The 22,916-nt window shown below is 73.8% G+C and carries 24 protein-coding genes, 1 tRNA gene and 1 other RNA gene; 13 read left to right on the top strand and 13 right to left on the bottom strand.

Annotation, left to right across the window (positions count from 1 at the left end):
- Positions 1 to 32: 32 nt before the first annotated feature.
- Genes K3554_RS11180 through K3554_RS11170 form a run of 3 tightly spaced genes read right to left on the bottom strand, consistent with a single transcriptional unit; the run spans position 33 to position 2,594 of the window.
- Positions 33 to 959, bottom strand: coding sequence for a site-specific tyrosine recombinase XerD (locus tag K3554_RS11180; RefSeq protein WP_259940234.1), 927 nt, complete (start codon positions 957 to 959; stop codon positions 33 to 35).
- Positions 956 to 2,476: a hypothetical protein gene (locus K3554_RS11175; RefSeq protein ID WP_259940233.1), complete on the bottom strand. Its 1,521-nt coding sequence runs from the start codon at positions 2,474 to 2,476 to the stop codon at positions 956 to 958. Before K3554_RS11175 ends, K3554_RS11180 begins: the two co-directional genes overlap by 4 nt.
- Positions 2,466 to 2,594 carry a hypothetical protein gene (locus tag K3554_RS11170; protein ID WP_259940231.1) on the bottom strand — a complete coding sequence of 43 codons (129 nt, stop codon included), beginning with the start codon at positions 2,592 to 2,594 and terminating at the stop codon, positions 2,466 to 2,468. The genes K3554_RS11175 and K3554_RS11170 overlap by 11 nt, the downstream gene beginning before the upstream one ends.
- Positions 2,595 to 2,689: 95 nt before the next feature.
- Between K3554_RS11170 and K3554_RS11165 the strand changes: the two genes are divergently transcribed.
- Positions 2,690 to 3,253, top strand: a complete 564-nt coding sequence (locus tag K3554_RS11165) for a shikimate kinase (RefSeq protein ID WP_259940228.1) — start codon at positions 2,690 to 2,692, stop codon at positions 3,251 to 3,253.
- Positions 3,250 to 4,353, top strand: coding sequence for a 3-dehydroquinate synthase (gene aroB, locus K3554_RS11160; RefSeq protein WP_259940225.1), 1,104 nt, complete (start codon positions 3,250 to 3,252; stop codon positions 4,351 to 4,353). Before K3554_RS11165 ends, aroB begins: the two co-directional genes overlap by 4 nt.
- Positions 4,354 to 4,423: 70 nt before the next feature.
- Here aroB and K3554_RS11155 read toward each other — a convergent pair whose 3' ends face one another.
- The 8 genes from K3554_RS11155 to K3554_RS11120 all read right to left on the bottom strand — a co-directional run bounded on the left by K3554_RS11155 (position 4,424) and on the right by K3554_RS11120 (position 9,434).
- A complete protein-coding gene (locus tag K3554_RS11155) occupies positions 4,424 to 4,657 on the bottom strand; it encodes an N-(5'-phosphoribosyl)anthranilate isomerase (protein WP_259940223.1) in 234 nt (77 codons plus the stop codon).
- A gap of 24 nt (positions 4,658 to 4,681) precedes the next feature.
- Entirely contained in the window at positions 4,682 to 4,912 is a 231-nt protein-coding gene (locus K3554_RS11150) for a ribbon-helix-helix domain-containing protein (RefSeq protein ID WP_259940222.1), read from the bottom strand.
- Entirely contained in the window at positions 4,909 to 5,091 is a 183-nt protein-coding gene (locus K3554_RS11145) for a DUF4169 family protein (RefSeq protein ID WP_259940220.1), read from the bottom strand. The genes K3554_RS11150 and K3554_RS11145 overlap by 4 nt, the downstream gene beginning before the upstream one ends.
- On the bottom strand, positions 5,088 to 6,479 hold the full coding sequence (gene fumC / locus K3554_RS11140; protein ID WP_259940219.1) for a class II fumarate hydratase: 1,392 nt from the start codon (positions 6,477 to 6,479) through the stop codon (positions 5,088 to 5,090). Before fumC ends, K3554_RS11145 begins: the two co-directional genes overlap by 4 nt.
- A gap of 73 nt (positions 6,480 to 6,552) precedes the next feature.
- Positions 6,553 to 6,987 (bottom strand): SspB family protein, encoded by a 435-nt coding sequence (locus tag K3554_RS11135; protein WP_259945898.1) that lies wholly within the window; start codon positions 6,985 to 6,987, stop codon positions 6,553 to 6,555.
- Positions 6,988 to 7,159: 172 nt separating this feature from the next.
- Positions 7,160 to 7,510: a transfer-messenger RNA gene (ssrA, locus tag K3554_RS11130) on the bottom strand.
- A gap of 141 nt (positions 7,511 to 7,651) precedes the next feature.
- Entirely contained in the window at positions 7,652 to 8,686 is a 1,035-nt protein-coding gene (locus K3554_RS11125; RefSeq protein WP_259940217.1) for an ABC transporter substrate-binding protein, read from the bottom strand.
- Between the two features lie 37 nt (positions 8,687 to 8,723).
- Positions 8,724 to 9,434, bottom strand: coding sequence for a FadR/GntR family transcriptional regulator (locus tag K3554_RS11120; RefSeq protein WP_259940215.1), 711 nt, complete (start codon positions 9,432 to 9,434; stop codon positions 8,724 to 8,726).
- Between the two features lie 78 nt (positions 9,435 to 9,512).
- On the opposite strand from K3554_RS11120, the gene K3554_RS11115 reads away from it, so the two are divergent.
- The 5 genes from K3554_RS11115 to acuI are packed head-to-tail and all read left to right on the top strand — an operon-like array spanning position 9,513 to position 13,483.
- Positions 9,513 to 10,223: a DUF2182 domain-containing protein gene (locus K3554_RS11115; RefSeq protein WP_259940213.1), complete on the top strand. Its 711-nt coding sequence runs from the start codon at positions 9,513 to 9,515 to the stop codon at positions 10,221 to 10,223.
- 35 nt (positions 10,224 to 10,258) lie between these two features.
- A complete protein-coding gene (locus K3554_RS11110) occupies positions 10,259 to 10,903 on the top strand; it encodes a DUF1326 domain-containing protein (protein WP_259945897.1) in 645 nt (214 codons plus the stop codon).
- Positions 10,900 to 11,412: a DinB family protein gene (locus K3554_RS11105; RefSeq protein ID WP_259940211.1), complete on the top strand. Its 513-nt coding sequence runs from the start codon at positions 10,900 to 10,902 to the stop codon at positions 11,410 to 11,412. Before K3554_RS11110 ends, K3554_RS11105 begins: the two co-directional genes overlap by 4 nt.
- Complete coding sequence (locus K3554_RS11100; RefSeq protein WP_259940210.1) at positions 11,409 to 12,488, top strand: dimethylsulfoniopropionate demethylase; 1,080 nt, start codon at positions 11,409 to 11,411, stop codon at positions 12,486 to 12,488. The genes K3554_RS11105 and K3554_RS11100 overlap by 4 nt, the downstream gene beginning before the upstream one ends.
- Before the next feature lie 5 nt (positions 12,489 to 12,493).
- Complete coding sequence (gene acuI / locus K3554_RS11095) at positions 12,494 to 13,483, top strand: acryloyl-CoA reductase (protein WP_259940208.1); 990 nt, start codon at positions 12,494 to 12,496, stop codon at positions 13,481 to 13,483.
- A 129-nt stretch (positions 13,484 to 13,612) separates the two neighbouring features.
- Here the strand turns inward: acuI and K3554_RS11090 are convergent, their stop codons facing one another.
- A complete protein-coding gene (locus tag K3554_RS11090; RefSeq protein WP_259940207.1) occupies positions 13,613 to 14,941 on the bottom strand; it encodes a DEAD/DEAH box helicase in 1,329 nt (442 codons plus the stop codon).
- Between the two features lie 293 nt (positions 14,942 to 15,234).
- Between K3554_RS11090 and K3554_RS11085 the strand changes: the two genes are divergently transcribed.
- The 6 genes from K3554_RS11085 to mdoH all read left to right on the top strand — a co-directional run bounded on the left by K3554_RS11085 (position 15,235) and on the right by mdoH (position 22,464).
- Positions 15,235 to 15,324 (top strand) — tRNA-Ser (locus tag K3554_RS11085).
- 85 nt (positions 15,325 to 15,409) lie between these two features.
- Positions 15,410 to 16,729 carry an NAD(P)H-dependent oxidoreductase gene (locus tag K3554_RS11080; RefSeq protein ID WP_259940205.1) on the top strand — a complete coding sequence of 440 codons (1,320 nt, stop codon included), beginning with the start codon at positions 15,410 to 15,412 and terminating at the stop codon, positions 16,727 to 16,729.
- Positions 16,730 to 16,741: 12 nt separating this feature from the next.
- Positions 16,742 to 17,959 carry a CaiB/BaiF CoA-transferase family protein gene (locus K3554_RS11075; protein ID WP_259940203.1) on the top strand — a complete coding sequence of 406 codons (1,218 nt, stop codon included), beginning with the start codon at positions 16,742 to 16,744 and terminating at the stop codon, positions 17,957 to 17,959.
- A gap of 95 nt (positions 17,960 to 18,054) precedes the next feature.
- Positions 18,055 to 19,404, top strand: a complete 1,350-nt coding sequence (locus tag K3554_RS11070) for a tetratricopeptide repeat protein (protein WP_259940201.1) — start codon at positions 18,055 to 18,057, stop codon at positions 19,402 to 19,404.
- Positions 19,405 to 19,414: 10 nt separating this feature from the next.
- On the top strand, positions 19,415 to 20,704 hold the full coding sequence (locus tag K3554_RS11065; RefSeq protein ID WP_259940198.1) for an OpgC family protein: 1,290 nt from the start codon (positions 19,415 to 19,417) through the stop codon (positions 20,702 to 20,704).
- A complete protein-coding gene (mdoH, locus tag K3554_RS11060; RefSeq protein ID WP_259940197.1) occupies positions 20,668 to 22,464 on the top strand; it encodes a glucans biosynthesis glucosyltransferase MdoH in 1,797 nt (598 codons plus the stop codon). Before K3554_RS11065 ends, mdoH begins: the two co-directional genes overlap by 37 nt.
- Here mdoH and K3554_RS11055 read toward each other — a convergent pair.
- The gene (locus K3554_RS11055) at positions 22,461 to 22,898 is read right to left on the bottom strand and encodes a rhodanese-like domain-containing protein (protein ID WP_259940195.1); all 438 of its coding nucleotides are present in this window, start codon (positions 22,896 to 22,898) and stop codon (positions 22,461 to 22,463) included. The genes mdoH and K3554_RS11055 overlap by 4 nt on opposite strands.
- Between the last annotated feature and the right edge of the window lie 18 nt (positions 22,899 to 22,916).

Below are 22,916 nucleotides of genomic sequence, written 5' to 3'. Positions count from 1 at the left end.
CGGGGGAGGCCGCAGGCCGGGGGCGGCGCCCCCTAGTCCCCCGCCATCGGATGATGCGTCATCACCAGCTCCCGCAGCCGGCTCTCCAGCACGTGGGTGTAGATCTCGGTGGTGCCTATGTCGGAGTGCCCGAGCATCGTCTGGATCGCGCGCAGGTCGGCGCCGCCCGCCAGCAGGTGCGTGGCGAAGGCGTGGCGCAGCACGTGGGGGCTGACCTTCGCGGGGTCGAGCCCGGCGGCGGCGGCCAGCGCCTTGACCCGGCCGTGGAACCAGATGCGCGTGAGGTGCGCCGCCTTGCCGTGAGACGGGAACAGGAAGGCCGAGGGCGGCGTGCCCCTGGCAGTGCGCGCCTGGGCCTCGGCGGCGTCGCGGACCCCGAGCCAGGCGACCAGCGCCTCGCGGGCCGGGGGCGAAAGGGGGACCATGCGCTCCTTGCCGCCCTTGCCGCGCACGAGCAGCATCCGCGGATCGCCCCGAGCCGCGGAGGCGGGCAGCGATACCAGCTCGCTCGCACGCATGCCGGTCGCATAGAGGAGCTGCATCAGGCAGGCGTCGCGCACCCGCTCGGCTTCGGTCCTGCCGAGGGTGCCGGCGGCGGCGAGCAGGGCGTCGACGTCTCCCTCGCTCATGGTCTTCGGCAGCGCCTTGCGGCGGGCCGGGCCGGTGACGCGGATCGCGGGGTCGTCGGCGCGCAGCCCCTCCTCGTAGGCGAAGCGGTAGAGGCCGCGCACGGCCGCCAGTCGGCGCGCGCGGGTGGAGGCGGCGAGCCCCTCGGCCTCGCAGGCCACGAGGAAGCCCTCCACGTCGGCGCGCCGCGCCGTCTCCACGTCGGCCTTGCCCCGGTGGGCGAGATGCGCGGCGTAGGCTTCCAGATCGCGGCGGTAGGCGAGCAGCGAGTTCAGCGCCGCGCCCCGCTCGGCGGCCTGCGCCTCGAGGAAGCGGTCGATCCACGCGGTCACAGCAGCAGCGCCTCGAGCGCGACGCGCCGGGCGAGTGAGGGCAGGCCGGCGGCCCGCAGCGTGGCGATCGCGTCCTCCAGCTCGTCCGGGGGCGTGTCGGTGCCGCCCCGGAGCGCGTCCGCGACGTCGAGCAGGGCCTCGCCCAGCCGTCCCTCGCGGGCCATCCGCTCCAGCCGCTCCGGGGTCGGGCGGGCGAAGCCGTCCGCGACCGCACGCTCGATCGGGGTCGTCGGGTCGACGGGCTCGCCGCGCGCCACGCCGGCGGCGAAGGGGTGCGTCTCTGCGGCCGCGTCGGCCACCGACTCGGCGCCGGGCGACAGGAGACCGAGCCGCGCCGCGTGGGGGTCACCCGGCAGCGCGCGGGCCGCGCGCTCGCCGAGCAGCGTGGCGAGAGGCAGGAGCAGGTCGGCCGCGCCGAGGCGCTCCACGGCGTCGGGCAGCGCGGCGGCGAGGGCCGCCCGGTCGCCGCCGAGAAGGGCGGCGTCGACGCGCTGCACCGCCTCGGCCCGGTCCCACACACCGCCCGAAGCCGAGGGCCGCCGTTCGGTGTAGAGCGCAAGCAGGCGGTTCGGGTCGAGCGCGCCGGCTCGCACGAGGCGCTCCGCGGCCTCGATCTGCGCCTTCCAGCCGACGTTGGGGCGCAGGTCCGCGAACGAGAAGGCCAGCGGCAGGCCCCGCGTGGCGGGCGTCTCGCCGATGCCGTCGAGCAGGCGGTAGGCGAGCGGGGTCATGGGACGCGGCGTGGGCGGGGGCGGCTCGCCCTCGAAGGATTCGGGGTCGAGGAAATGGGCTAGCAGCAGCTCGTCCGCGGGGGCGATGGCTCCGAGCGCGCGACCGGTGTCGAGCGTCAGCGCGGCGGCGGCCCAGTCGCCGGCGCGGGCGAGGCAGAACACGCGGGCCTGCAACGTGGGGGCGATGCCGGGGTTGGCCGCCATCGCCTCGCAGGCGCGGGTGTCGTCGCCGGTCAGCAGCGACACGTCGAACCAGCGCAGGAAGGCCCCGCGGTCCGCGGCACCCGCCCGCTCCAGGAAGGCCTGCGCGTCGTCCAGCGCGCCCCGGCGCAGCAGCGCGTCGATCCGCGCGAGGAACAGCGCGTCGGGATCGCCCGCGGCGCGGGGCGGGTCTAGCTCGGCCACGAGCAGCATCCGCACGAGTGCCTGCGCCGCCGGCAGCGCGTCCACCGGCGCCGCGGAGAGGCGCTCCGCGAGGCGCACGGGGTCGGACCCGGCGAAGAGGTCGCGCGGCAGGCCGAGCGCCTGCGCGGGGCGCAGCCCGACCGCATCGCGCCGCACCGTGCCGATCGGCATCACCGCGATCTCGCTGCCGGACACGGCGGTCGCCGCGGGCTCGCCGGCGGCGGGGGCCGCGCCGCTCGCCGCGGGCGGCACGGCGGCGGACGGCGCGCGCAGGCTGTCGGACAGCCACGGGATCGCCGAGCGCGGCGCGTCCCCGGCCGCCGGTGCCGCCACCGCCGAGGCGAGAAGCAGCAGCGCCGCGGCGCGGAGGTCAGCCCGCATCGATCTCGATGGTTCGGGTTACGGGGGCGCCCTGCGGCTCCAGCAGGTAGGAGTAGCCGAACAGCGCGACGACGGCGACCACCGCCAGGATCAGCAGGTACTTGAGCAAACGCAGCATGGAGGTCCCGTCTCGTGCAGATTCTCGGCCCGCGCGCGAGGGCGCCGGCGCGGCGCGACCTTGGCATCGGGGGCCGCAACAGGCAAGGAAGCGCCATGGTCGAGTTGGGCGAAGACGCGCCGGGCCTCCGCGCCCCGGTCGTTCTGGTGGGCATGATGGGTTGCGGCAAGACGGCGGTGGGCACAGCCCTGGCCCAGCGCCTCGGCGTGCCGTTCCGCGACACCGACGAGGCCATCGTCGCCGCCTCGCGCATGACCATCCCCGAGATCTTCGAGCGCGACGGCGAGCGCTTCTTCCGCGACCGCGAGACCGAGGTGCTGCGCCGTCTGCTGGCCGCGGGGCCGGGCGTCGTGTCCACGGGCGGCGGGGTGTTCCTGCGCCCCGAGAACCGCGCCGCCATCGCCGAGGCCGGTACCGCCGTGTGGCTGCGCGCCGAACTGGACCTTCTGTGGAGCCGGGTGCGCCACAAGACCACGCGGCCGCTGCTGATGACCGACGATCCGAGGGCGACGCTCGCTCGCCTCCTGCGCGAGCGCGGGCCGAGCTACGCCGAGGCGCCGCTGGTGGTCGACGCGGACCCGGCCTACACGGTCGCCGACATGGTCTCGCGGGTGATCGACACCCTGCGCGGGGCCGACCTGATCGCGGAGCGCGCATGACCCACGTCGTCCCGGTGCCCCTCGGGGACCGATCCTACGAGGTCCACGTGGGCGCGGGCCTGATCGCCCGTGCCGAGCCGCTGGTGGCGCCCCAGGCGCCGCGCGGCCGGGTGCTGGTGCTGACCGAGGAGCGGGTCGCGCCCCTCTGGCTGGACCGCCTGCGCGCGGGGCTGGGCGGGATCGAGGCGCCCGCGCTGGCGCTGCCGCCGGGCGAGGCGACCAAGGGCTGGGACGGGTACGCACGCGCGGTGGAATGGCTGCTGGATCAGCGCCCGGAGCGGGCCGACGTGGTGCTCGCCCTCGGTGGCGGCGTGATCGGCGACCTCGCCGGCTATGCGGCAGCAACGCTCCTGCGCGGCGTGCCGTTCGTGCAGGTGCCGACCACGCTGCTGGCGCAGGTCGACAGCTCCGTGGGCGGCAAGACCGGCATCAACACGCGCCACGGCAAGAACCTTGTGGGCGCGTTCCACCAGCCGCGGCTCGTGCTGTGCGACACGGGCGCGCTGGGTACGCTGCCGGACCGCGACTTCCGCGCGGGCTACGGCGAGGTGGCGAAGTACGGGCTGCTGGGGAACGAGGGGTTCTTCGCGTGGCTGGAACGGCACGGTCCGGGGCTGCGCGGCGACCCGGCGGCACTGTCCGAGGCGGTGCGCCGGTCGGTCGAGATGAAGGCCGCCATCGTCGCGCGCGACGAGCGCGAGGCGGGCGACCGGGCGCTGCTGAACCTCGGCCACACCTTCGCGCACGCGCTGGAGGCGGCCACGGGCTACTCGGACCGGCTGCTGCACGGCGAGGCGGTGGCGGTGGGCTGCGCGCTGGCCTTCGACCTGTCGGCACAACTGGGCATTTGTGCGCAGGAGGCGCCGGGGCGGGTTCGGGCGCACCTGGAGGCGATGGGCCTGCCCCGCGAGCTGCGCGACGTTCCGGGACTGCCGGGGCCGGAGGCGCTGCTGGACCTCATGGGGCAGGACAAGAAGGTGCGGGACGGCAAGCTCCGCTTCGTGCTGGTGCGCGGCGTGGGCGAGGCCTTCGTGACGGCGGACGTGCCACGCGAGGCCGTGCTGGCGGTGCTGGCGGCGTCTGGCGACGCGAAGTCTTGAGCCAAGACTTCGCTGCGGAGCCTTCGCGAAGGCTCCGTGGGGCGAACCCTTCGCGAAGGGTTCGCGGGCGTCAGACGACGCGGCGCAGCGGCTCGCGGTTGCAGAAGATGACGTACTGCCCCGCATTCTCCACCACCCCGAACCCGCGGCGCCGCATCTCCGCGAGGAACGGCGCGCGCCCGACCCGGCGATCGACGTCGCGCATCTTGCGCCGGATCACCGCGCCGTCTCGCGCGGCCCGGCTCTCGAACAGTTGCGCGAGCCACTGGGTCGCCGCGGGGCTGAGCAGGTATTCCGCATCCATCCGCGAATCATGAACCGGTGAGGGTTAATCCTCGGCTAACGCACGGAGCCGCTTGAGGACGGCGACCCGCAGCGCCGAGGCGAGGCCGGCGGAGACGCCGCGCTCGCGGTCGATGCGGGCGGCGAGGGCGTTGATCGACAGCCCCTCGTCGCGGGCCATCTCCTGCAGTTCGATCCAGAACGGCTCCTCGAGCGATACGCTGGTGCGGTGGCCGTGGAGCGTCAGGCTCCGCTTGCGGGGCCGGGCGGCGGTCACGGCTCGTCCCGCCGGTGGCCGTCGAGGCGGCGGCGGGCCGCCTCGGCCTCGGCCGCCTCGCGCGCCTTCTCGACCTTGGTGCGCCCGTGGCGCGCGGCGTTGGCGTCGGCCTCGGCGCGGCGGGCATCGCGGGCGCGCGCCTTGCGGGCCGCCCGCAGCGAGACGACCGTTCCGCTCACTTCGGGCCGATCATCAGCTCGGGGCGCACCACGCGGTCGAAGGTCTCCTCGTCCACGAAGCCGAGGGCAACGGCCTCCTCGCGCAGCGTCGTGCCGTTGCGGTGGGCGGTCTTGGCGACCTTGGTGGCGTTGTCGTAGCCGATGGTCGGGGCGAGCGCGGTGACCAGCATCAGGCTCTCCTTCATCAGCCGGTCGATGCGCTCCACGTTGGCCTGCGTGCCCACCACCATGTTGTCGGTGAAGCTGGCGGCGGCGTCGCCGAGAAGCTGCATGGACTGGAGCACGTTGTAGCTCATCATCGGATTGTAGACGTTGAGCTCGAAGTGGCCCTGGCTGCCGGCGAAGCCGACGGCGGCGTCGTTGCCCATGACGTGGGCGCAGACCATGGTTAGCGCCTCGGCCTGCGTGGGGTTCACCTTGCCCGGCATGATCGAGCTGCCCGGCTCGTTCTCGGGCAGGATCAGCTCGCCCAGACCCGAGCGGGGGCCGGAGCCGAGCAGGCGCATGTCGTTGGCGATCTTGAACAGCGAGGCCGCCACGGTCTTAAGCGCGCCCGAGAACATGACCATCGCGTCGTGGGCGGCGAGGGCCTCGAACTTGTTCGGCGCGGTCACGAAGGGCAGGCCGGTGATCGCGGCGATCTCGGCGGCGACCTTCTCGGCGAAGCCCTTGCGGGTGTTCAGACCCGTGCCCACGGCGGTGCCGCCCTGGGCCAGCTCGTAGATGTCGGGCAGGCAGGCCTCGACCCGCTCGATACCCTTGGCGACCTGGTGGGCGTAGCCACCGAACTCCTGGCCGAGGGTCAGCGGCGTGGCATCCTGGGTGTGGGTGCGGCCGATCTTGATGATGTCGGCGAACTCGGCCGACTTCGCCTCGAGGGCCTCGTGCAGCGTGCGAAGCCCCGGCAGCAGCACGTCGCGGGCGGTCATGCCGATGGCCACGTGCATCGCCGTGGGGAAGGTGTCGTTGGACGACTGGCCCATGTTGCAGTGGTCGTTCGGGTGCACGGTGTCCTTGGACCCGACGGTGCCGCCGAGGATCTGGATCGCGCGGTTCGCGATCACCTCGTTGGCGTTCATGTTCGACTGGGTGCCCGATCCGGTCTGCCAGACCACGAGCGGGAAGTGGTCGTCGAGGCGGCCCTCGAACACCTCGCGCGCCGCCTCGCGGATGGCGTTGGCGCGCTCCGCGTCGAGGTCGCCGAAGCCCTCGTTCACGGTGGCGGCGGCGAGCTTCACGGCGCCCAGCGCCCGCACGATCGCGACCGGCTGGCGCTCCCACCCGATCGGGAAGTTGCGGATGCTGCGCTGGGTCTGCGCGCCCCACAGGCGGTCCGCGGGGACCTCGAGGGGACCGAAGCTGTCGGTCTCGGTGCGGGTGTCGGTCATGGGCGCCTCCGTGTCACGGGCGGAGGCATAGCGGGGGCGGGAGGGCAGCGAAAGGCGTCTGTCGCCCGCTGCCTCAGTGCTTGCGGAACTTGTCGAGCGAGACGACCTCGGCCGACCCCGCGGGCGTGTCGGGCTCCGCCTCGACCTCGGCGAAGGGGGCCTCCTCCTCGAGGGTCGCGTCCTCGCGGGTCTCGAAGCGCAGGCCGAACTCGACGGAGGGGTCTACGAAGGTCACCAGCGCGCCCCAGGGCACGACCAGCGGCTCGGGGCTGTCGCCGAAGTTGAGCGTGACGGTGAAGCCGTCGTCGCGCACCTCGAGGCCCTGGAACCAGTGCTGGAGCACGATGGTCATCTCGTCGGGATAGCGCTCGCGCAGCCAGTCGGCGATGGCGACGCCGGGGTGGGTGGTGTCGAAGGTGATGAAGAAGTGGTGCTCGCCGGGCAGCCCCTCGCGGGCGACGCGGCGCAGGACGCGCGCGATCAGGCCGCGCATGGCGTCGTGCATCATCGTTCCGTAGTCGATGGCCGGCTCGTCGCTCGCGTCACTCACCGTCACACCCCCAAGACCGTCACGGAAACCATGATAGACCAGACGGGCCCGGGGCAGACAAGGCGGGATCGCCCCCACGGGAGCGGGGAATGGCCGGATGCCCGAATCGGTGGCGGAACGCGGGGGGAAAGGTGCAGGCTTCTGTTGCCAGGTGCCTGCGGACCCCGCCTTACGCTGCTAGGCGCAAGGGCTTAAGGTTTTGGTCTTGCGCACTGCTTACGCAGCGAGCGCGACCGGAGCTTTGTTGTCATTGGCAACTATAAAGCTTGAACCGATAACGGTGGTATCTCACCGGGCAAAAGCTAACCCCTTTAGACGTCCGTCGATCCTGTTTCGGCCCCAAGATCCCCCAATGAGGGTGTTTGGTGGAGCCGCCGGGTACCGCCCCCGGGTCCGATCCGCTTATTACGGGCGCGTTTATCACCATAGTCCCCGAAGGAACGAGACGAATGTAGGCCCCCGCGGGCCGACGATCAAGGGGCATGGGAGGGGGGGCGCCATGCGTACACCCCCCGTGCACCCCCCGTGCATACGCAGGGGCGCCGTCCGTACGATTGGTTAACGGCCGGAACGCGAAAAGGCCGCCCACGGGGGGCGGCCTTCCGCGGCGATCTCCGCCGGCTCAGAAGCCAGCCTTGATCCGCTCGAAGGTCTCCGACTGCTTCTGGCGGAGCTGGCCGTCCATGGGGAGCTGCGCGAGCACGGGGGCGTCGATCTCGCCGAGGCCGCCGGCAACGCGCTGCTCCTCGGTGATCTGCTCGGACATGGCGGCGGCATTCGAGGAGCCGTAGCCGGCCTCCATCAGCGGCACGGCCGAGGAGGGGGCCAGCATCGCGTTGACGTAGTCGTAGGCGAGGTCCTCGTCGCTGTCGGATTCCTTCATGTTGACGTAGCCGCAGAGCCAGAGCGAGGAGCCCTCGGCGGCCTCGCGCTCGAAGCCGATCGGGAAGCCCTCGTCGGCCATGGTCGGCAGGGTCTCGTTCCAAGCCCAGGCCACCTGCACCTCGCCCGAGGCGAGGAGCTGCGACAGCTCCGCCGGGTCGGTCCAGTAGGTGCGCAGGTTGGGGTGCACCTCGCGCAGCCAGTCGCTGGCGGCCTCGAACTGCTCGTCGGTGGCGTTCGTCCAGTCGGTGGTGCCGGTGGCGAGGTAGGCCAGCGCGTAGGCGTCGTCGACGTTGTCGGGCAGGGCGACGCGGCCCTGGTACTTCGGGTCCTTGAACACCTCGAGGGTGGCCACGTCCTCCTCGGGCACGTCGTCGGCGTTGTAGGCCGTCGCCGTCGATCCGTAGTCGGTGGGGATGAAGTAGACCTCGCCGCCGCCGGCCACGTCCGTGCCCGTCAGGTCGGTGTTCAGATCGCCGTAGGCGTCGATGCGGCTGGTGTCCCACGGCTCCACGAGGCCGGATTCCACGAACTTCGTGACCGAGCCCGCGCAGATGTGGGTGACGCCCGGGGCGCGGAAGCCGGAGGACAGCTTCTGGAACGCCTCCTCCTCGTCGCCGAAGAACGCAAAGTCGGGGCCCGACCCGTGCTTCTCGACGTAGTCGGCGTGGAAGGCGGCGTCCTCGAAGCCCGAGTAGTCGAACACGGTGAGGGTCTGGGCGCCGGCGGGCAGCGCGGCGGTGGCCGCGAGGAGGGCGGCGAGGCGGACGGTCATGGCGGTTTCCCTGTTGGTCGTTTCTTTGCAGGGGAAGCTAGGCGGGCGCCACGGGCGCCGCAAGGCGGCGGTGGTAGAGGGCGACCATCGCCGCCTCCTGCGCGCGCAAGGAGGCGCGGGCGGCGTCCGCGTCGCGCCGCCGCACGGCGTCCACCAGCGCGTGGTAATGGCGCAGCATCGCGTGGCGGTCGCGCAGGCGGTAGGTGATCATGTTCATCAGGGGCTGCATCGCCTCGATGGCGCCGGCGAGGTGGTAGCCGAGCACCGGGTTGCGGGCCGCATCGGCGAAGGCGCGGTGGAAGGCGACGTCGGCGGCGCAGAAGGCGCGGTCGTCGCAAGGAGCCTCGAGCGCGGCGACGCCCGATGCCAGCGCGGCGAGGTCGGCGTCGGTGCGGGCCGTGCAGGCGAGGTCGCAGCAGGCCGATTCCAGCGCGTAGCGTGCCTCGGCGGCGGTCTCGAAGTCGACGGCGTTCATGCTGAGGAGCAGGGTGGAGGTGGCGACGTGCGCCTCGACCGCGGCCTCGAAGGTGAGGCGGCTCACGAAGGCGCCCCCGGCGGCGCCGCGCCGGGTGCGGATCAGGTTGCGGGCCGCGAGGATCTTGAGCGCCTCGCGCACGGTCGCGCGCGAGCAGTCGTGAGCGGCGGCGAGGTCGGTCTCGGAGGGCAGGCGCTCGCCCTCGGCCAGTGCGCCCGAGGCGATCCGCTCGTGGAGCGCACCGGCGATGATCTGCGGAAGGGGATCGGGCATCGAAAACCATTTGTCAGACAATTCGCGCTCTGCCAGTAAACGGCGTGAGTGACGTTCGAGCAAGGCCGGGGAGGGGCGATGCGCGATCTGGGCCGAATGACCGCGCCGCACTGGTTGGCGCTCTACGGCGCGATCCTCGGGGCGTGGGCGGTGCTGTGGCTCTGGGCCGCGCCCGCCGCTCCGGATTTCGGCGCGCTGCTGGTCTCGCTCTGCCGCGCGACGCCCGAGGCCGCGGGCTGGGGCGGCGCCTTCGCGATGTGGGTGCTGATGGCCGCGGCGATGATGCTGCCCACCGCGCTGCCCGCCTTCGCCACCTACGACGAGATCGCCCACGCCCACAGGCTGGGCGGCGGGGCGACGTTGGTGGCGGGCTACGGCGCCGTGTGGCTGGGCTTCGCGGGGGTGGCGACGGCGGCGCAGATGCTCGCCGCTCCGGAGGCGTTCTCGCCCGCCTTCGCCGCCGCGATGCTGGTGCTGGCTGCCGCCTATCAGGTTTCGCCGCTGAAGGAGGCGTGCCTGAGCCGCTGCCGCATGCCGCTGACCTTCTTCATGGCGCACTGGAACGACGGCCCCTGGCGCATGGGGCTTCGCCTCGGCGCGGTGTGCCTGGGCTGCTGCTGGGCGCTGATGGCGCTCGCCCTCGTGGGCGGGGCCATGTCGCTCGGGTTCATGGCGCTGGCGACGGTGCTGATGACGCTGGAGAAACTGGGCCGGGGGACGCTGGTCCCTCGCGCCATCGCAATCGCCTGCCTCGCCGGGGCGGGCTTCCTGATCGGAGGTCTTTCGTGAGCAATCGCATTCCGGCGCCGGTGGTGTCGAGCCGCATGTCGCCCAGCCCGAAGGGGGGCATGACGCCCTGGGCCATCAAGGGCGAGCTGATCCTGAACTGCAACTGCACGGTGTTCTGCCCCTGCGTGGTCTCCCTGGGCAAGCACCCGCCCACGGAAGGCGTCTGCCAGGCGTGGTCGGGCGTGCGCATCGACGAGGGGCACTACGGCGACAGCGACCTTTCTGGTCTGAACGTCGGCCTCCTGCTGGAGATCCCCGGCATGATGGCGCGCGGCGGCTGGAAGGCCGCGGCCTTCATCGACGACCGCGCCGACCAGGCGGCCTACCTCGGGCTGATCGAGATCTTCTCGGGACGGGCCAAGGGGACGACGGGGCTGTTCAAGATCCTCGTCTCCGAGTTCATGGGCGCCGAGCGCCAGCCGATCACCTACGAGAACGAGGGCAAGACGCGCCGCCTGACCGTGGGCAAGAAGATCGCCGGCGAGGTGGTGCCCGTGAAGGGCAAGCGCGAGGGCGAGGACATCGTCGCCACCAACACCGAGTACTGGATGGGCCCCGACATCACCGTGGCGCAGGCCAACCGGGGGCGCGTGCGCGCTTATGGCCGCGTGTGGGACTTCGAGGGCCGCTCGGCCGAGATCTGCCAGATCGACTGGTCGGGGCCGGAGGTGCCGCGGTGAGCGAGGCGCTCGTCACGCCCGGCTGGGTGCGGATGATGGCCCGCTACAACGCGTGGCAGGACGAATGGCTGGTGCCCGCGGTGGAGGGCCTCGGCGAGGACGAGGCCCGGCGCGAGCGGGGCGCGTTCTTCGGCTCGATCCTCGGCACGGCGAGCCACCTGCTCTGGGCCGACGAGGTCTGGCTCGGCCGCTTCCGGGGCGCGCCGATCGAGGCGGGCGGCATCCCCGAGTCGGTTGGATGGACCGGCACGGTCGCGGACTGGGCGGCGCGGCGGCGGGACGCCGACGCGGGGCTCGTGGACTGGGCCGAGGGCCTGGAGAGCTGCGAGGGCGAGGTGCGCTGGTGGTCCGGCGTGATGGAGCGCGAGGTGAGCCGGCCGCGTTCGGTGCTGCTCACCCACCTGTTCAACCACCAGACCCACCACCGCGGGCAGATCCACGCCATGCTCACCGCGGCGGGCGTGCCGACCGGGACCACGGACCTGGCCTTCATGGCGGAGGCGGCATGAGCGCGCTGGCCCGGTCGAACCGGGTGCGCCGGACGTGGTGGACCTCGGCCGTGGATGCGGCCGGGTGCTCGGCCTACACGGTCTACAACCGCATGATGCTGCCGGCGGCCTTCGCAGGCACGGACGTGGACGCCGCGCACCTCAAGCGCGCGGTGCAGGTCTGGGACGTGGCCTGCGAGCGGCAGGTGGAGATCACCGGGCCGGACGCCGACACGCTGATGCAGATGCTGACGCCGCGCGACCTGTCGGCGATCAAGCCGGATCAGTGCATGTACGTGCCGATCTGCAACCGCTCGGGCGGCATGCTGAACGATCCCGTCGCGTTCAAGCCGCGCCCCGACACGTGGTGGGTCAGCCTCGCCGACGGCGAGCTGCGCCTGTGGATCGAGGGCATGGCCGAGGCGGGCGGCTACGGCGTGACGGTATTCGAGGCCGACGTGCAGCCCCTCGCCATCCAGGGGCCGAAGTCGGACGAGCTGGCGGCGCGGGTGTTCGGGGACGCGGTGCGCGACCTCAGGTTCTTCCGCTGGGGGCGGTTCCCGTTCCGCGGCACGGAGATGATCGTCAGCCGGTCGGGCTACTCCAAGCAGGGCGGCTTCGAGATCTACGTGGAGCGGCAGGAACTGGCCGCGCCCTTGTGGAACGCGCTGTTCGACGCAGGCGCCGACCTCGACGTGCGCGCGGGCTGCCCGAACCTCGTGGAGCGGATCGAGGGCGGCATGCTCAGCTACGGCAACGACATGAGCGACGTGGACACGCCGTTCGAGGTCGGGCTGGACAAGTACGTGCAGCGCTTCGACTGCATCGGAGGGGCGGCGCTGGAGGCGCACGTCTCGGACCGCCGCCTCATGGCGGTGGAGATGGAGGGGCCGGTGCCCGTGTGCGACCGGGCCTGGCCGATCACGGAAGGGGACACGCGCCTGGGCGTGGTGACCTCGGCCGCCTGGAGCCAGGAGTTCGGCTGCGGCGTCGCGATCGGCATGATCGACCGCCGCTGGGACGCCGGCACCGAGGTGGTGGTACACACGCAGGACGGGCCGAAGCGGGCGCGCTTGCGCGAGACATTCTGGAGGTAGCGACAATGGCGACGATCAGGGCCCTCGTGGTCGAGAAGGGCGAGGACGGCGAGACCGCGGCCTCCGTGCAGCGCATCGACGAGTCGCGGCTGCCCGAGACCGAGGTCACGGTGGCGGTCGAGCACTCCACGGTGAACTACAAGGACGGGCTGTGCATCGGCCCCGGCGGCGGTCTGGTGCGCAACTATCCCCACGTGCCGGGCATCGACTTCGCGGGCACCGTGGAGGCCTCCTCGGACGACCGCTACAAGGCGGGCGACAAGGTGGTGCTGACCGGCTGGCGCGTGGGCGAGGCGCACTGGGGCGGCTACGCCGAGAAGGCGCGCGTGCGCGCCGACTGGCTGGTGCCGCTGCCCGAGGGGCTGACGACGCGGCAGGCCATGGCGATCGGGACCGCCGGCTTCACGGCGATGCTCGCCGTCCAGGCGCTGGAGGACCATGGGCTCAAGGCCGACCCGATCCTGGTGACCGGCGCCGCGGGCGGCGTGGGCTCGGTGGCGGTGGCGCTGCTCGCGGCGATGGGCCACGACGTGGCCGCCGTGACGGGGCGCCCCGAGCAGGAGGAGTACCTGCGGAGCCTGGGCGCCACGCAGATCGTGCCGCGCGCCGATCTGGCGGAGACCGTGAAGCGCCCGCTCGAGTCCGAGTCCTGGGGCGGCTGCGTGGACGCCGTGGGCGGCGCGATGCTGGCCCGCGTGCTGGGGCAGATGCGGTATGGGGCGAGCGTCGCGGCCGTGGGCCTCGCCGGAGGGGCCAACCTGCCCGCCACCGTGGTGCCGTTCCTGCTGCGGGGCGTGAACCTCCTGGGGATCGACAGCGTGATGCAGCCCTACGAGTCGCGGGTCCGCGCGTGGACGCGCATCGCCGAGCTGCTGCCGATGGAGAAGCTGGAGGCGATGGTGGTGCCCGCCACCTTGGACGACCTGCCGCGGCTGGGCGCCGACATCCTGAAGGGCCAGGTGCGCGGGCGCGTCGTGGTGGACGTGAAGGGGTAGGGCGGGGCGGGGAGGGGGCTCTGCCCCCGCCGCCTCCGGCGGCGTCCCCCGAGATATTTGGGGCCAGAGGAAGGGCCGGTCGTCGGTCGTCGATGATGGAGCGCGGGTCGTCCCGCGCTCCGTCGCGTTTCAGGCCGCGCGCTGGCGGGTGCGCTGGCGCTTGAGGCGGTTCGGCTTGCCGTGGACGTTCGCGGGCTTCGCGTCGTCCTGCGGCTTGCGGCCCGCAGGCTTGGCGCCTTGCGGACGCCCGCCGCCGCCACCCTGGCCGCGGCGCTGACCGCCGCCCCCGCCGCCGCCGCGACGCCCACGCTTCTCGCCGGGGCCGGTGGGCGCGGTGCCCGAGGCCACGGGGATCTCGGTCTTCAGCACCTTCTCGATCTGGCGGAAGAGGTCGGCCTCCTCGGGCGAACACAGTGCGATGGCCTCGCCCTCGCGGCCCGCGCGGGCGGTGCGGCCGATGCGGTGCACGTAGTTGTCGGCCACCTCGGGCAGCTCGTAGTTCACCACGTAGGCGACCCCGGGGATGTCGATCCCGCGCGCGGCTACGTCCGTCGCCACGAGGATGTTCACGGAGCCGTCGCGGAACGCCTTGATGGCGCGGTCGCGCTGACCCTGGCTCTTGTTGCCGTGGATCGAGGCGGCGTTGAAGCCGTCGGCTACGAGCCCCTTCATCAGCTTCTCGGAGCCGTGCTTCGTGCGCCCGAACACGAGCGTCAGCGCGCCGGGATCGGCCGAGAGGATCTCGCGCAGCTTGGCGGGCTTGTCGGCCTTGTCGAGGAAGTGGATCGACTGCTCGACCTTGTCGGCGGCCTTGCCCGGGGGCGAGACCTGCACGCGCACCGGGTCGGAGAGGTAGGCGGAGGCCAGCTCCTCCATCTGCTTCGGCATGGTGGCCGAGAACAGCATGGTCTGGCGCGGCGTGCCGAGCTTGGGCGCGATGCGGCGCAGGGCGTGGATGAAGCCCATGTCGAGCATCTGGTCGGCCTCGTCGAGCACGAGGTGGCGGGCCGACGACAGGTCCACGGCGCGGCGGTCCATGAGGTCGATCAGGCGGCCCGGCGTGGCGACGAGGATGTCGCAGCCGCGGCTCATGCGCTCGATCTGCTTGTTGATGGACTGCCCGCCCACGACCGTGACGACGCGCACCTTGGTGCCGGCGGTCAGGCCGCGCAGGGAGTCGGCGATCTGGTTGATCAGCTCGCGCGTGGGCGCGAGGATCAGCGACTTCGCGCATTTCGGCGCGGGCTTGCCGGGCTGCGCCATCAGCGCGTCGATCAGCGGCAGGCCAAAGGCCAGCGTCTTGCCGGTGCCGGTCTGCGCGAGGCCGAGCACGTCGCGGCCCTGCATCGCCAGCGGGATCGCCTGCGCCTGGATCGGGGTGGGGGTCTCGAGCTTGGCGTCGCGCAGCGACTGCAGGATCGCGGGCGCGAGGCCCAGCTCTTCGAAGGTGGCGGTCAAATGGTATCCTTTCGGACGCACGGAGGTGCGCCGGATCGCGCCCGCACGGACGCTGGGGGGTTCGCGCAGACGCGGCGCGGCGGGCGGATCCCGGGGCGTCGGCCTTCGCGTCGGGAACCCTGCGTGATGGGGAACTCGGATGGGGACGCCGATGCACCCCTCGGGGTGCGGCTTGCTCACGCGGCAGCGCGGCGTCGGGGGGACAGGTGGGGGAACGCGGGTGGGTTGTCAAGCGCGGGGAAGGGGCGCCGGGGCGCTTGCCCCCGCCGGACGGTCCCGCTAGACCCGCCCGCGGACAGGTGGCCGAGTGGTCGAAGGCGCGCGCCTGGAAAGTGCGTAGGCGGGAGACCGTCTCGAGGGTTCGAATCCCTTCCTGTCCGCCACCCCCCCTTTTACCGCTTCCCCGCTGGACCTCGGCGCGCGATCGGGCATTCTCGGCTGCGATCGGGAACGCTGGGAGGCCCCACCATGAACCTCGCACGACTGGCCGCCGAGGCGGCGGAGCGCGGCGGCCCGGTGCGGGCGGGCCTCGTCGGAGCGGGCAAGTTCGGCTCGATGTTCCTGGCGCAGGTGCCGCACATCGCGGGGCTGGAGGTCACGGCCGTCGCCGACCTCGACCCCGCGCGCGCCCGCGAGGCGTGCCGCGCGGTGGGCTGGGACGAGGGGCGCATCGCCGCTTGCGCCTTCGAGGAGGACGGCGCGGCGCTGGCCGCGCGGGGCGACGTGGACGTGGTGATCGAGGCGACGGGCAACCCCCGCGCCGGCATCCGCCACGCCGAGGCCGCGATCGCCGCCGGCGTCCACGTGGTGATGGTGAACGTCGAGGCCGACGTGCTGGTGGGGCCGCTGCTTGCGAAGAAGGCGAAGCGGGCCGGCGTGGTCTACTCCATGGCCTACGGCGACCAGCCCGCGCTGGTGTCCGAGATGGTGGACTGGGCCCGCGCCACGGGGTTCCGCGTCGCCGCCGCGGGCAAGGGCACGAAGTACCTGCCGAGCTACCACGCGGTGACGCCCGACGACGTGTGGTCGCACTACGGGCTGATCCCGGCGGAGGCGAAGGCGGCGGGCATGAATCCGCAGATGTTCAACAGCTTCCTCGACGGCACCAAGAGCGCCATCGAGATGTGCGCCATCGCCAACGCCTGCGGGCTGGACGTGCCCTCGGCCGGCCTCGCCTTCCCGCCCTGCGGCGTCGACGACCTCGCCCGCGTGCTGCGCCCGCGCGAGGTGGGCGGCCAGCTCGAGGGGCGGGGCATCGCGGAGACCGTCTCCTCGCTGGAGCGCGACGGGCGGCCCGTCTTCCGCGACCTGCGCTGGGGCGTCTACGTGGTGCTGGAGGCGCCCACGGACTACGCCGCCGCGTGCTTCCGCCAGTACGGCCTGCCCACGGACGACACGGGGCGGTTCGCGGCGATGTACAAGCCGTTCCACCTGATCGGGCTGGAGCTGTCGGTCTCGGTGCTGTCGGCGGCGCTGCGCGGCGAGCCGACGGGGCAGGCGCGCGAGATGCGCGGCACGGTGGCGGCGGTGGCCAAGCGGGCCTTGCGCGCGGGCGAGGAGTTGGACGGCGAGGGCGGGTTCACCGTCTGGGGCAAGGCGCAGCGGGTTGCGGACGCGCGGGATGCGCTGCCGATCGGGCTGGCCCACCGGGTTCAACTGAAGCGCGACGTGGCCGAGGGGGCGGTGGTCACCTTCGCGGACGTGGAGCTGGACGACGACCCCGTGGCGGCGATGTACCGCGAGGCGGTGGGTGCCGGGGCTTGCGCGGACGGGCCGGGCGCGGGATGAGCCGGGCATGACATGCGCCTCCACCCCCAGCCCGCGGCGCGCGCCGTGACCGACGACGCCCCCCGCGGACCGCTCCACGGCGTGAAGGTGCTGGACCTCAGCCGCATCTTGGCCGGTCCCACCGCCACGCAGATGCTGGGCGACCTGGGCGCGAGCGTTCTGAAGATTGAGAACCCGGATACGGGCGGCGACGACACGCGCCAGTGGGGGCCGCCCTACGTGGAAGGCCCCGAGGGGCCGACCGACCTGTCGGGCTACTTCATGGCCGCGAACCGCAACAAGCGGTCGGTGGCGCTCGACATTGCCACCGCGGAGGGGCAGGCCGCCGTGCGCCGACTGGCGGGGTTGGCCGACATCCTGGTCGAGAACTTCAAGCCCGGGGGCCTGCGCAAGTACGGGCTGGACTGGGAGGCGATGCGGGCGGTGAATCCGCGCCTCGTCTACTGCTCGATCTCGGGCTTCGGGCAGACCGGGCCGAACAGCCACAAGCCTGGCTACGACCTGATGGCGCAGGGCTTCGGCGGAATCATGTCGCTGACCGGGGCGCCCGATGGGCTGCCGATGAAGGTGGGCGTGGGCATCGCGGACGTGATGTGCGGGATGTACGCGGCCATCGGCATCTTGGCCGCGCTGCGCCACGCGGAGGCGACCGGCGAGGGGCAGCAGATCGACCTGGCGCTGGTGGACGCGCAGGTGGCCTGGACCATCAACGAGGGCGTGAACACGCGCCTTTCCGGCGAGGCGCCGCTGCGCCGGGGCAACGACCACCCCAACATCGTGCCGTACGGCGTGTACGAGACCGCCGACGGCCACGTGATCGTCGCGGTGGGCAACGACGGGCAGTTCCGCCGCTTCGCCGCCGCGGTGGGGCAGGGGGCGCTGCCCGGAGACGAGCGCTTCGCCACCAACCCCGCCCGCATCCGCAACCGGGGCGCGCTGGCGGACGTGCTGGAGCCGGCGCTGCGGGCCATGACCACCGCCGCCGTCACCGAGGCGCTGGAGGCGGGGGGCGTGCCGGTGGGGCCGGTGCTCACCCTCCCGGAAGTCTTCGAGACCGAGCAGGTGCGGGCGAGGGACATGGCCGTGGACATGGAGTCGGACGGCCTGCGCCTGCCGCTCCTGGGCAACCCGCTGCGCTTCTCGGCGACCCCGGTGCGCTACCGCCTTCCGCCGCCGCGCTTCGGCGCCCACGGGGACGCGTTGGAGCGCGACGACCCGTTCGAGGACTGACGCGGCGTCACGTCTGCGTCAGGCAGGGGGGCGCGGGTCTGGAGCGCGAGGGCGGAGGGGCGCTAGGCGTGGAGGCGGACGCTCCCGGAGACGCCATGCCCGCCCTCGACGCCTTCCACCAGCCCGTCGCGCTGCCGCCCGAGGCGGTTCCGGCGTGGGATGCGACGCTGCGCGCCTTCCTCGCCCACGGGGCCTCCGCGCCCGACCACCTCGCGCGGCTGCGCGCGCTCGCGCCCGAGGCAGTCGGTCCCGAGCTGCTGCGGGGCCTGTTCCTCGCGCTGCTCGCGCGGCGCGAGACGGTGGCGGACGCCCGCGCGGCCCTGCGGCTCGCGGAGCCGCGCCTCCCGGCGGCGGGTGTGCGCGAGCGGACGCTCGCCGAAGCCCTGCGCCTGCTGCTCGCGGGCGAGCCCGGGGAGGCGGCCGCGGCCGTGGAGGCCCGGCTCGCCGTCGCCCCGGGCGACACGCTGCTGCTGAAGATCGGCCAGCTCATGCGGTTCCTGCGTGGCGACGCGGCGGGGATGCGCCGCTCGGCCGACTGCGCCGCCGCTGCCCACGAGGCGGGCCATCCGGGGCGGGGCTACGCGTTGGGCTGCGCGGCCTTCGCGCGCGAGGAGACGGGCGACTACGCCGGCGCGCGCATCGCGGGCCTCGGCGCCCTGCGCGCGGCGCCCGACGACGCCTGGGGCCTCCACGCGGTCGCGCACGTCCACGACATGAGCGGCGACGCCGACGGGGGGCTGCGCTGGCTCGACGGGCACCGCGCCGCATGGGCGCACTGCAACAATTTCCGCTTCCACGTCTGGTGGCACCGGGCGCTGATGCTGCTGGATCTCGGGCGCCATGCCGAGGCGCTGGCGCAGTACGACCGCGACGTGCGGCCCGAGCGGACCGACGACTACCGCGACATCGCCAACGCCACCTCGCTGCTGGTGCGGCTGGAGCTGGAAGGCGTGGACGTCGGCCGCCGCTGGGAGGAGCTTGCCGCTCTGGCCGAAGCGCGCTGCGCGGACGGCTGCCTCGCCTTCGCGGACCTCCACTACATGCTCGCCCTCGTGGGCGGGGCGCGCGCGGAGGCGGCGGACCGGCTCGCCGCGCGTCTCGCCGCCGCGCGGGGCGGCTCCGAGACCGCGGCGGTCATGGGGCATCCCGGCGCGGCCGTGGCGCGGGGCCTCGCGGCCTTCGGGGCAGGGCAATACGGCGCCGCCTTCGACGCGTTCGCCGCCGCGCGGCCGGCGCTGCCCGCGATCGGCGGCAGCCACGCCCAGCGCGACGTGTTCGACCGCCTCGCCGTGGAGGCGGGACTGCGGGCCGGGCGCTTGGACGAGACCGAGGCGCTGCTGCGCGAGCGCACCCGCCGGCGCGGCCACGCGGACGGCTACGCCGCGCGCCGGCACGCGGCGGTGGCACGGGCGCGTGCCGCTTGCATCCGCCGGGCCCGCGCGTGACCCTCGGGCCATGACCGCCGCAGCCCCCTTCGACACCTTCACCGCCCCGGCGGCGCGCCGCGGGGCGCCGGAGGCCGCGGCGCGCGACCCGCGCCTCGACGTGTTCCGCGGGCTGGCGATGTTCATCATCCTGCTCGCCCACACGCCAGGCAACGCGTGGACCCTGTGGATCCCGGCGCGGTTCGGGTTCTCGGACGCCACCGAGATCTTCGTGTTCTGCTCGGGCATGGCGTCGGCCATCGCCTTCGGGCGCTCGTTCGACCGGGCGGGCTGGGGAATGGGCACGGCGCGGGTGGGCTACCGCATCTGGCAGATCTACTGGTGCCACATCGCGATGTTCCTCGCGATCGCCACGCTGCTCGCCGCCGTGGACGCGAGCGGGCTGCGGCCCGGGACGGTCTACATCGGCACGCTGAACCTCTGGCGGTTCTTCAAGGACCCCGCGCCGCAACTCATCGGGCTGATGACGCTGCGATACGTCCCGAACTACTTCGACATCCTGCCCATGTACATGGCGGTGCTGGCGATGATGCCGGTGGCGATGCTGCTCGCGCGGGTCTCGCCCGCGCTGGCGATGGCGGCCTCGGTGGCGGTCTGGGCGCTGGCGCAGGAGGCGCTGCTGGTGCGCCTCGGGCTGGGGGCGTGGTACCTCGCCCTGCCGGCGGAGCCGTGGTCGGACCGGCCGTGGTTCTTCAATCCGTTCGGCTGGCAACTGGTGTTCTTCACCGGCTTCGCCTTCGCGCGGGGCTGGCTGCCCGCGCCGCCGGCGCGCGCGTGGCTGCTGGGCCTCGCCGCCGCGGTGGTGATCCTGTCCGCGCTCCTGTCGAACGCCGGCTTCCGGCTGTTCGAGATGGGGGCGGTGCAGGACGCCTACGTGGCCCTCACGGGCTGCGCCGAGAGCGGCTTCGGCGCCTGCAACCCGGTGTTCGACTGGCGCGCCGCGCACGGCGCGTGGTTCCACAAGACCGACTACGGCGTGCTGCGCCACGTGCACTTCCTCGCGCTGGCCTACCTCGCTTGGGCCGCGGCGGGCGAGGGGGGGCGCAGGCTGCACGCGACGGGGCGCGGAGCCGGGCTGTGGAACGGTCTGGTCGGCATGGTCCGCAAGGTGGGCCAGCAGAGCCTCGCGGTGTTCGTGTTCTCGATGGTGCTCGCGCGGGCGAGCGGTCTGGTGCTGGACGTGGTGGGGCGGGACGCGGGGACGTGGGCCGCGGTGAACCTCGCCGGCTTCGCGCTGCTCGTCGCGTGCGCGCACGTGGCGGCGTGGTTCAAGGCGCAGCCGTGGCGGGCCGCGCGATGACGGGTGCGATGCCGCCCGAGAGCCCGCTGCCCCACCCCCGGCAGGACTTCGCGGAGGCGTTCCGCGACGGGGCGGCCCCGGCGGAGGGCACGGGCGACGGGAACGTGACGCTCTGGCGCCTCGCCGTGTTCCTGCCCGCCGTCGCCGCGGCCGCCGCGGTGCTGTGGATCGCGCCCTCGCTGTTCGCGCCGGGCGGCGCGCGGGGGGCCGAGATCGCGATCTCCATGCTCATCGCGCTGGGGTTCTTCCCGATCGCGCTCGCCGTCTGCACGGCGCTGGGCGGCGCGGTCTCGATGCTGCGGCGGCCTGCGCCGAGGCGCGCAGCAGCCCCGGCGCGCGGCCTCGACGTGGCCCTTCTGGTGCCGGTCCACGGCGAGGCGGCCGCGGCGGTGTTCGGCCGCGCCGCCGCGATGCTCGAGGCGCTGCGCCGGCGTTCCGGCCCGCACCGCTTCGCGCTCTACGTGCTGTCGGACACGCCCGAGGGTGCCGCCGCCGACGCGGAGCGGGCGGCCTTCGCCGCCCTGCGCGCGGGCGGGCTCGGCCCCGTGTGGTACCGCCGCCGGGCGCGCAACGTGGACCGCAAGGTGGGCAACCTCGCCGACTGGCTGGTGCGGTGGGGCGGCGCGCACGACGCGATGGTGGTGCTCGACGCGGACAGCCTCATGGGGCCGCGGGCGCTGCGCGACCTTGCGGACGCGCTCGCCGCCGATCCCGCCGCGGGGCTGATCCAGAGCTGCCCGCGCATCTTGGGGGCGCGTACGCTCTTCGCCCGCTCGCAGCAGTTCGCGGGCGCGGTCCACGGGCGCGCGTTGGCCGAGGGGCTGGCGCGCTGGGCCGGGGCCGAGGGCACCTACTGGGGGCACAACGCCATCGTGCGCACGCACGCCTTCGCCCGCTCGGCGGGGCTGCCGCATCTGGGCGGCGCGCTGATCCTCAGCCACGACGTGGTCGAGGCGGGCCTCCTGCGCCGTGCGGGCTGGGCCGTGCGCGTCCTGCCCCGCGTCGCCGAGTCGTTCGAGGAGACGCCGCCCACGCTGGTCGACCACTGCCTGCGCGACCGGCGCTGGTGCCGGGGCAACATGCAGCACCTGCGCCTCGTCCACGCGCGGGGCTTCCGCACCGCGACGCGCGTCCACCTCCTGCAGGGGGCGATGGGCTACCTGCTGTCGCCCCTGTGGCTCGCGCTGCTGCTCCTGTGGACCGTGTCGGGCGCCGCCGCGCCGGCGGCGGGCGGGCATCTGGCGCTGATGACGGCGGTCTATGCCCTGCTCGCCGCGCCGCGCCTGATCGGGGCCACGGCGCTGCTGCTGTCGGGGACGCCGATGCGGCGCCTCGGGGGGGCCTGGCGCTTCGCGGGCTCGCTCCTGGCCGAGGCGGGACTCTCGATGCTGTTCGCGCCGATCCTGATGGTGCAGCATACCGAGGCCGTCGCGCGGGCCGCGCTGGGGCGGCGGCAGGACTGGCAGCCGAGCAGCGGTGCGCGGCGGAGCTTGGGCGCGCTCCTGCGCTTTCACCGCGCGGAGACCGTGCTGGGCGCCGCCGCGCTGGCGGGCATCGCGGCGGGCGCGGTGTCGCCGTGGCTCCTGCCGGTGGCGGTGCCGCTGGCGCTCGCGGTGCCGCTCTCGGCGCTGTCGGGCATGGTCTGGCCGCCCGCGGTGCTGCGCACGCCGCAGGACCTGCACGTGCCGCCCATCGCCGTGCGCGCGGCGTGGTGGGGCGAGGCGCTGCGCGTGCCCGCGGCGTCCGAGGCCGCCGCCTAGTCCGCCGCCCGCACGGGAAGGCCGCGCGCGAGCCAGCCCGGCCCCGCGGCCGATCCGAGCATCCCCTCGGGGACGTCGAGCACCGCGCCGAACCCCTCCGCATCCAGCAGCGCCGCCACGCGCGCCGAGCGCACGCCGCGCGCGCAGATCAGGGCGACGGGACGGCTCGGGTCGCCGCCCGCGGCCTGGAGCACCGCCGCAGCGAAGTCCGGGCGGCGCATGTCGATGGCCCAGGCGCCCTCGGGCACGCCGGTGCGGCGCCATTCGTCGGGGCGCCGGATGTCGACGAGTGTGAGCGTGCCGGCCCGGACCCGCTCCAGCGCCTCGGGGGCGGCGAGCGTGGGGCCGTCGAACGCGGCGCGGTGGAGGAACGCGCGGGCGGGCAGGGGCGCGGCGAGGGCGCCGAGGAGGATCGCGCGGCGGGTGAGGGGCATGGCGGCTCCTGTGCTGGC

It is taken from the genome of Jannaschia sp. W003 (genome assembly GCF_025144335.1).
In the GTDB taxonomy this organism is placed as follows: Bacteria; Pseudomonadota; Alphaproteobacteria; order Rhodobacterales; family Rhodobacteraceae; genus Jannaschia.
Note: the sequence above shows the minus strand (reverse complement) of the source record. Positions and strands in the feature narration are given on the sequence as shown.

Coding starts and splice junctions, on each gene's coding strand:
- K3554_RS11080 (WP_259940205.1), top strand. CDS start 15,410: ATGAACCTCGCACGACTGGCCGCCGAGGCGGCGGAGCGCGGCGGCCCG.
- K3554_RS11075 (WP_259940203.1), top strand. CDS start 16,742: ATGCGCCTCCACCCCCAGCCCGCGGCGCGCGCCGTGACCGACGACGCC.
- K3554_RS11175 (WP_259940233.1), bottom strand. CDS start 2,476: ATGCGGGCTGACCTCCGCGCCGCGGCGCTGCTGCTTCTCGCCTCGGCG.
- K3554_RS11065 (WP_259940198.1), top strand. CDS start 19,415: ATGACCGCCGCAGCCCCCTTCGACACCTTCACCGCCCCGGCGGCGCGC.
- K3554_RS11115 (WP_259940213.1), top strand. CDS start 9,513: ATGCGCGATCTGGGCCGAATGACCGCGCCGCACTGGTTGGCGCTCTAC.
- acuI (WP_259940208.1), top strand. CDS start 12,494: ATGGCGACGATCAGGGCCCTCGTGGTCGAGAAGGGCGAGGACGGCGAG.
- aroB (WP_259940225.1), top strand. CDS start 3,250: ATGACCCACGTCGTCCCGGTGCCCCTCGGGGACCGATCCTACGAGGTC.
- K3554_RS11070 (WP_259940201.1), top strand. CDS start 18,055: ATGCCCGCCCTCGACGCCTTCCACCAGCCCGTCGCGCTGCCGCCCGAG.
- K3554_RS11125 (WP_259940217.1), bottom strand. CDS start 8,686: ATGACCGTCCGCCTCGCCGCCCTCCTCGCGGCCACCGCCGCGCTGCCC.
- fumC (WP_259940219.1), bottom strand. CDS start 6,479: ATGACCGACACCCGCACCGAGACCGACAGCTTCGGTCCCCTCGAGGTC.
- K3554_RS11165 (WP_259940228.1), top strand. CDS start 2,690: ATGGTCGAGTTGGGCGAAGACGCGCCGGGCCTCCGCGCCCCGGTCGTT.
- K3554_RS11170 (WP_259940231.1), bottom strand. CDS start 2,594: ATGCTGCGTTTGCTCAAGTACCTGCTGATCCTGGCGGTGGTCGCCGTC.
- K3554_RS11120 (WP_259940215.1), bottom strand. CDS start 9,434: ATGCCCGATCCCCTTCCGCAGATCATCGCCGGTGCGCTCCACGAGCGG.
- K3554_RS11100 (WP_259940210.1), top strand. CDS start 11,409: ATGAGCGCGCTGGCCCGGTCGAACCGGGTGCGCCGGACGTGGTGGACC.
- K3554_RS11110 (WP_259945897.1), top strand. CDS start 10,259: ATGTCGCCCAGCCCGAAGGGGGGCATGACGCCCTGGGCCATCAAGGGC.
- K3554_RS11155 (WP_259940223.1), bottom strand. CDS start 4,657: ATGGATGCGGAATACCTGCTCAGCCCCGCGGCGACCCAGTGGCTCGCG.
- K3554_RS11055 (WP_259940195.1), bottom strand. CDS start 22,898: ATGCCCCTCACCCGCCGCGCGATCCTCCTCGGCGCCCTCGCCGCGCCC.
- K3554_RS11135 (WP_259945898.1), bottom strand. CDS start 6,987: ATGATGCACGACGCCATGCGCGGCCTGATCGCGCGCGTCCTGCGCCGC.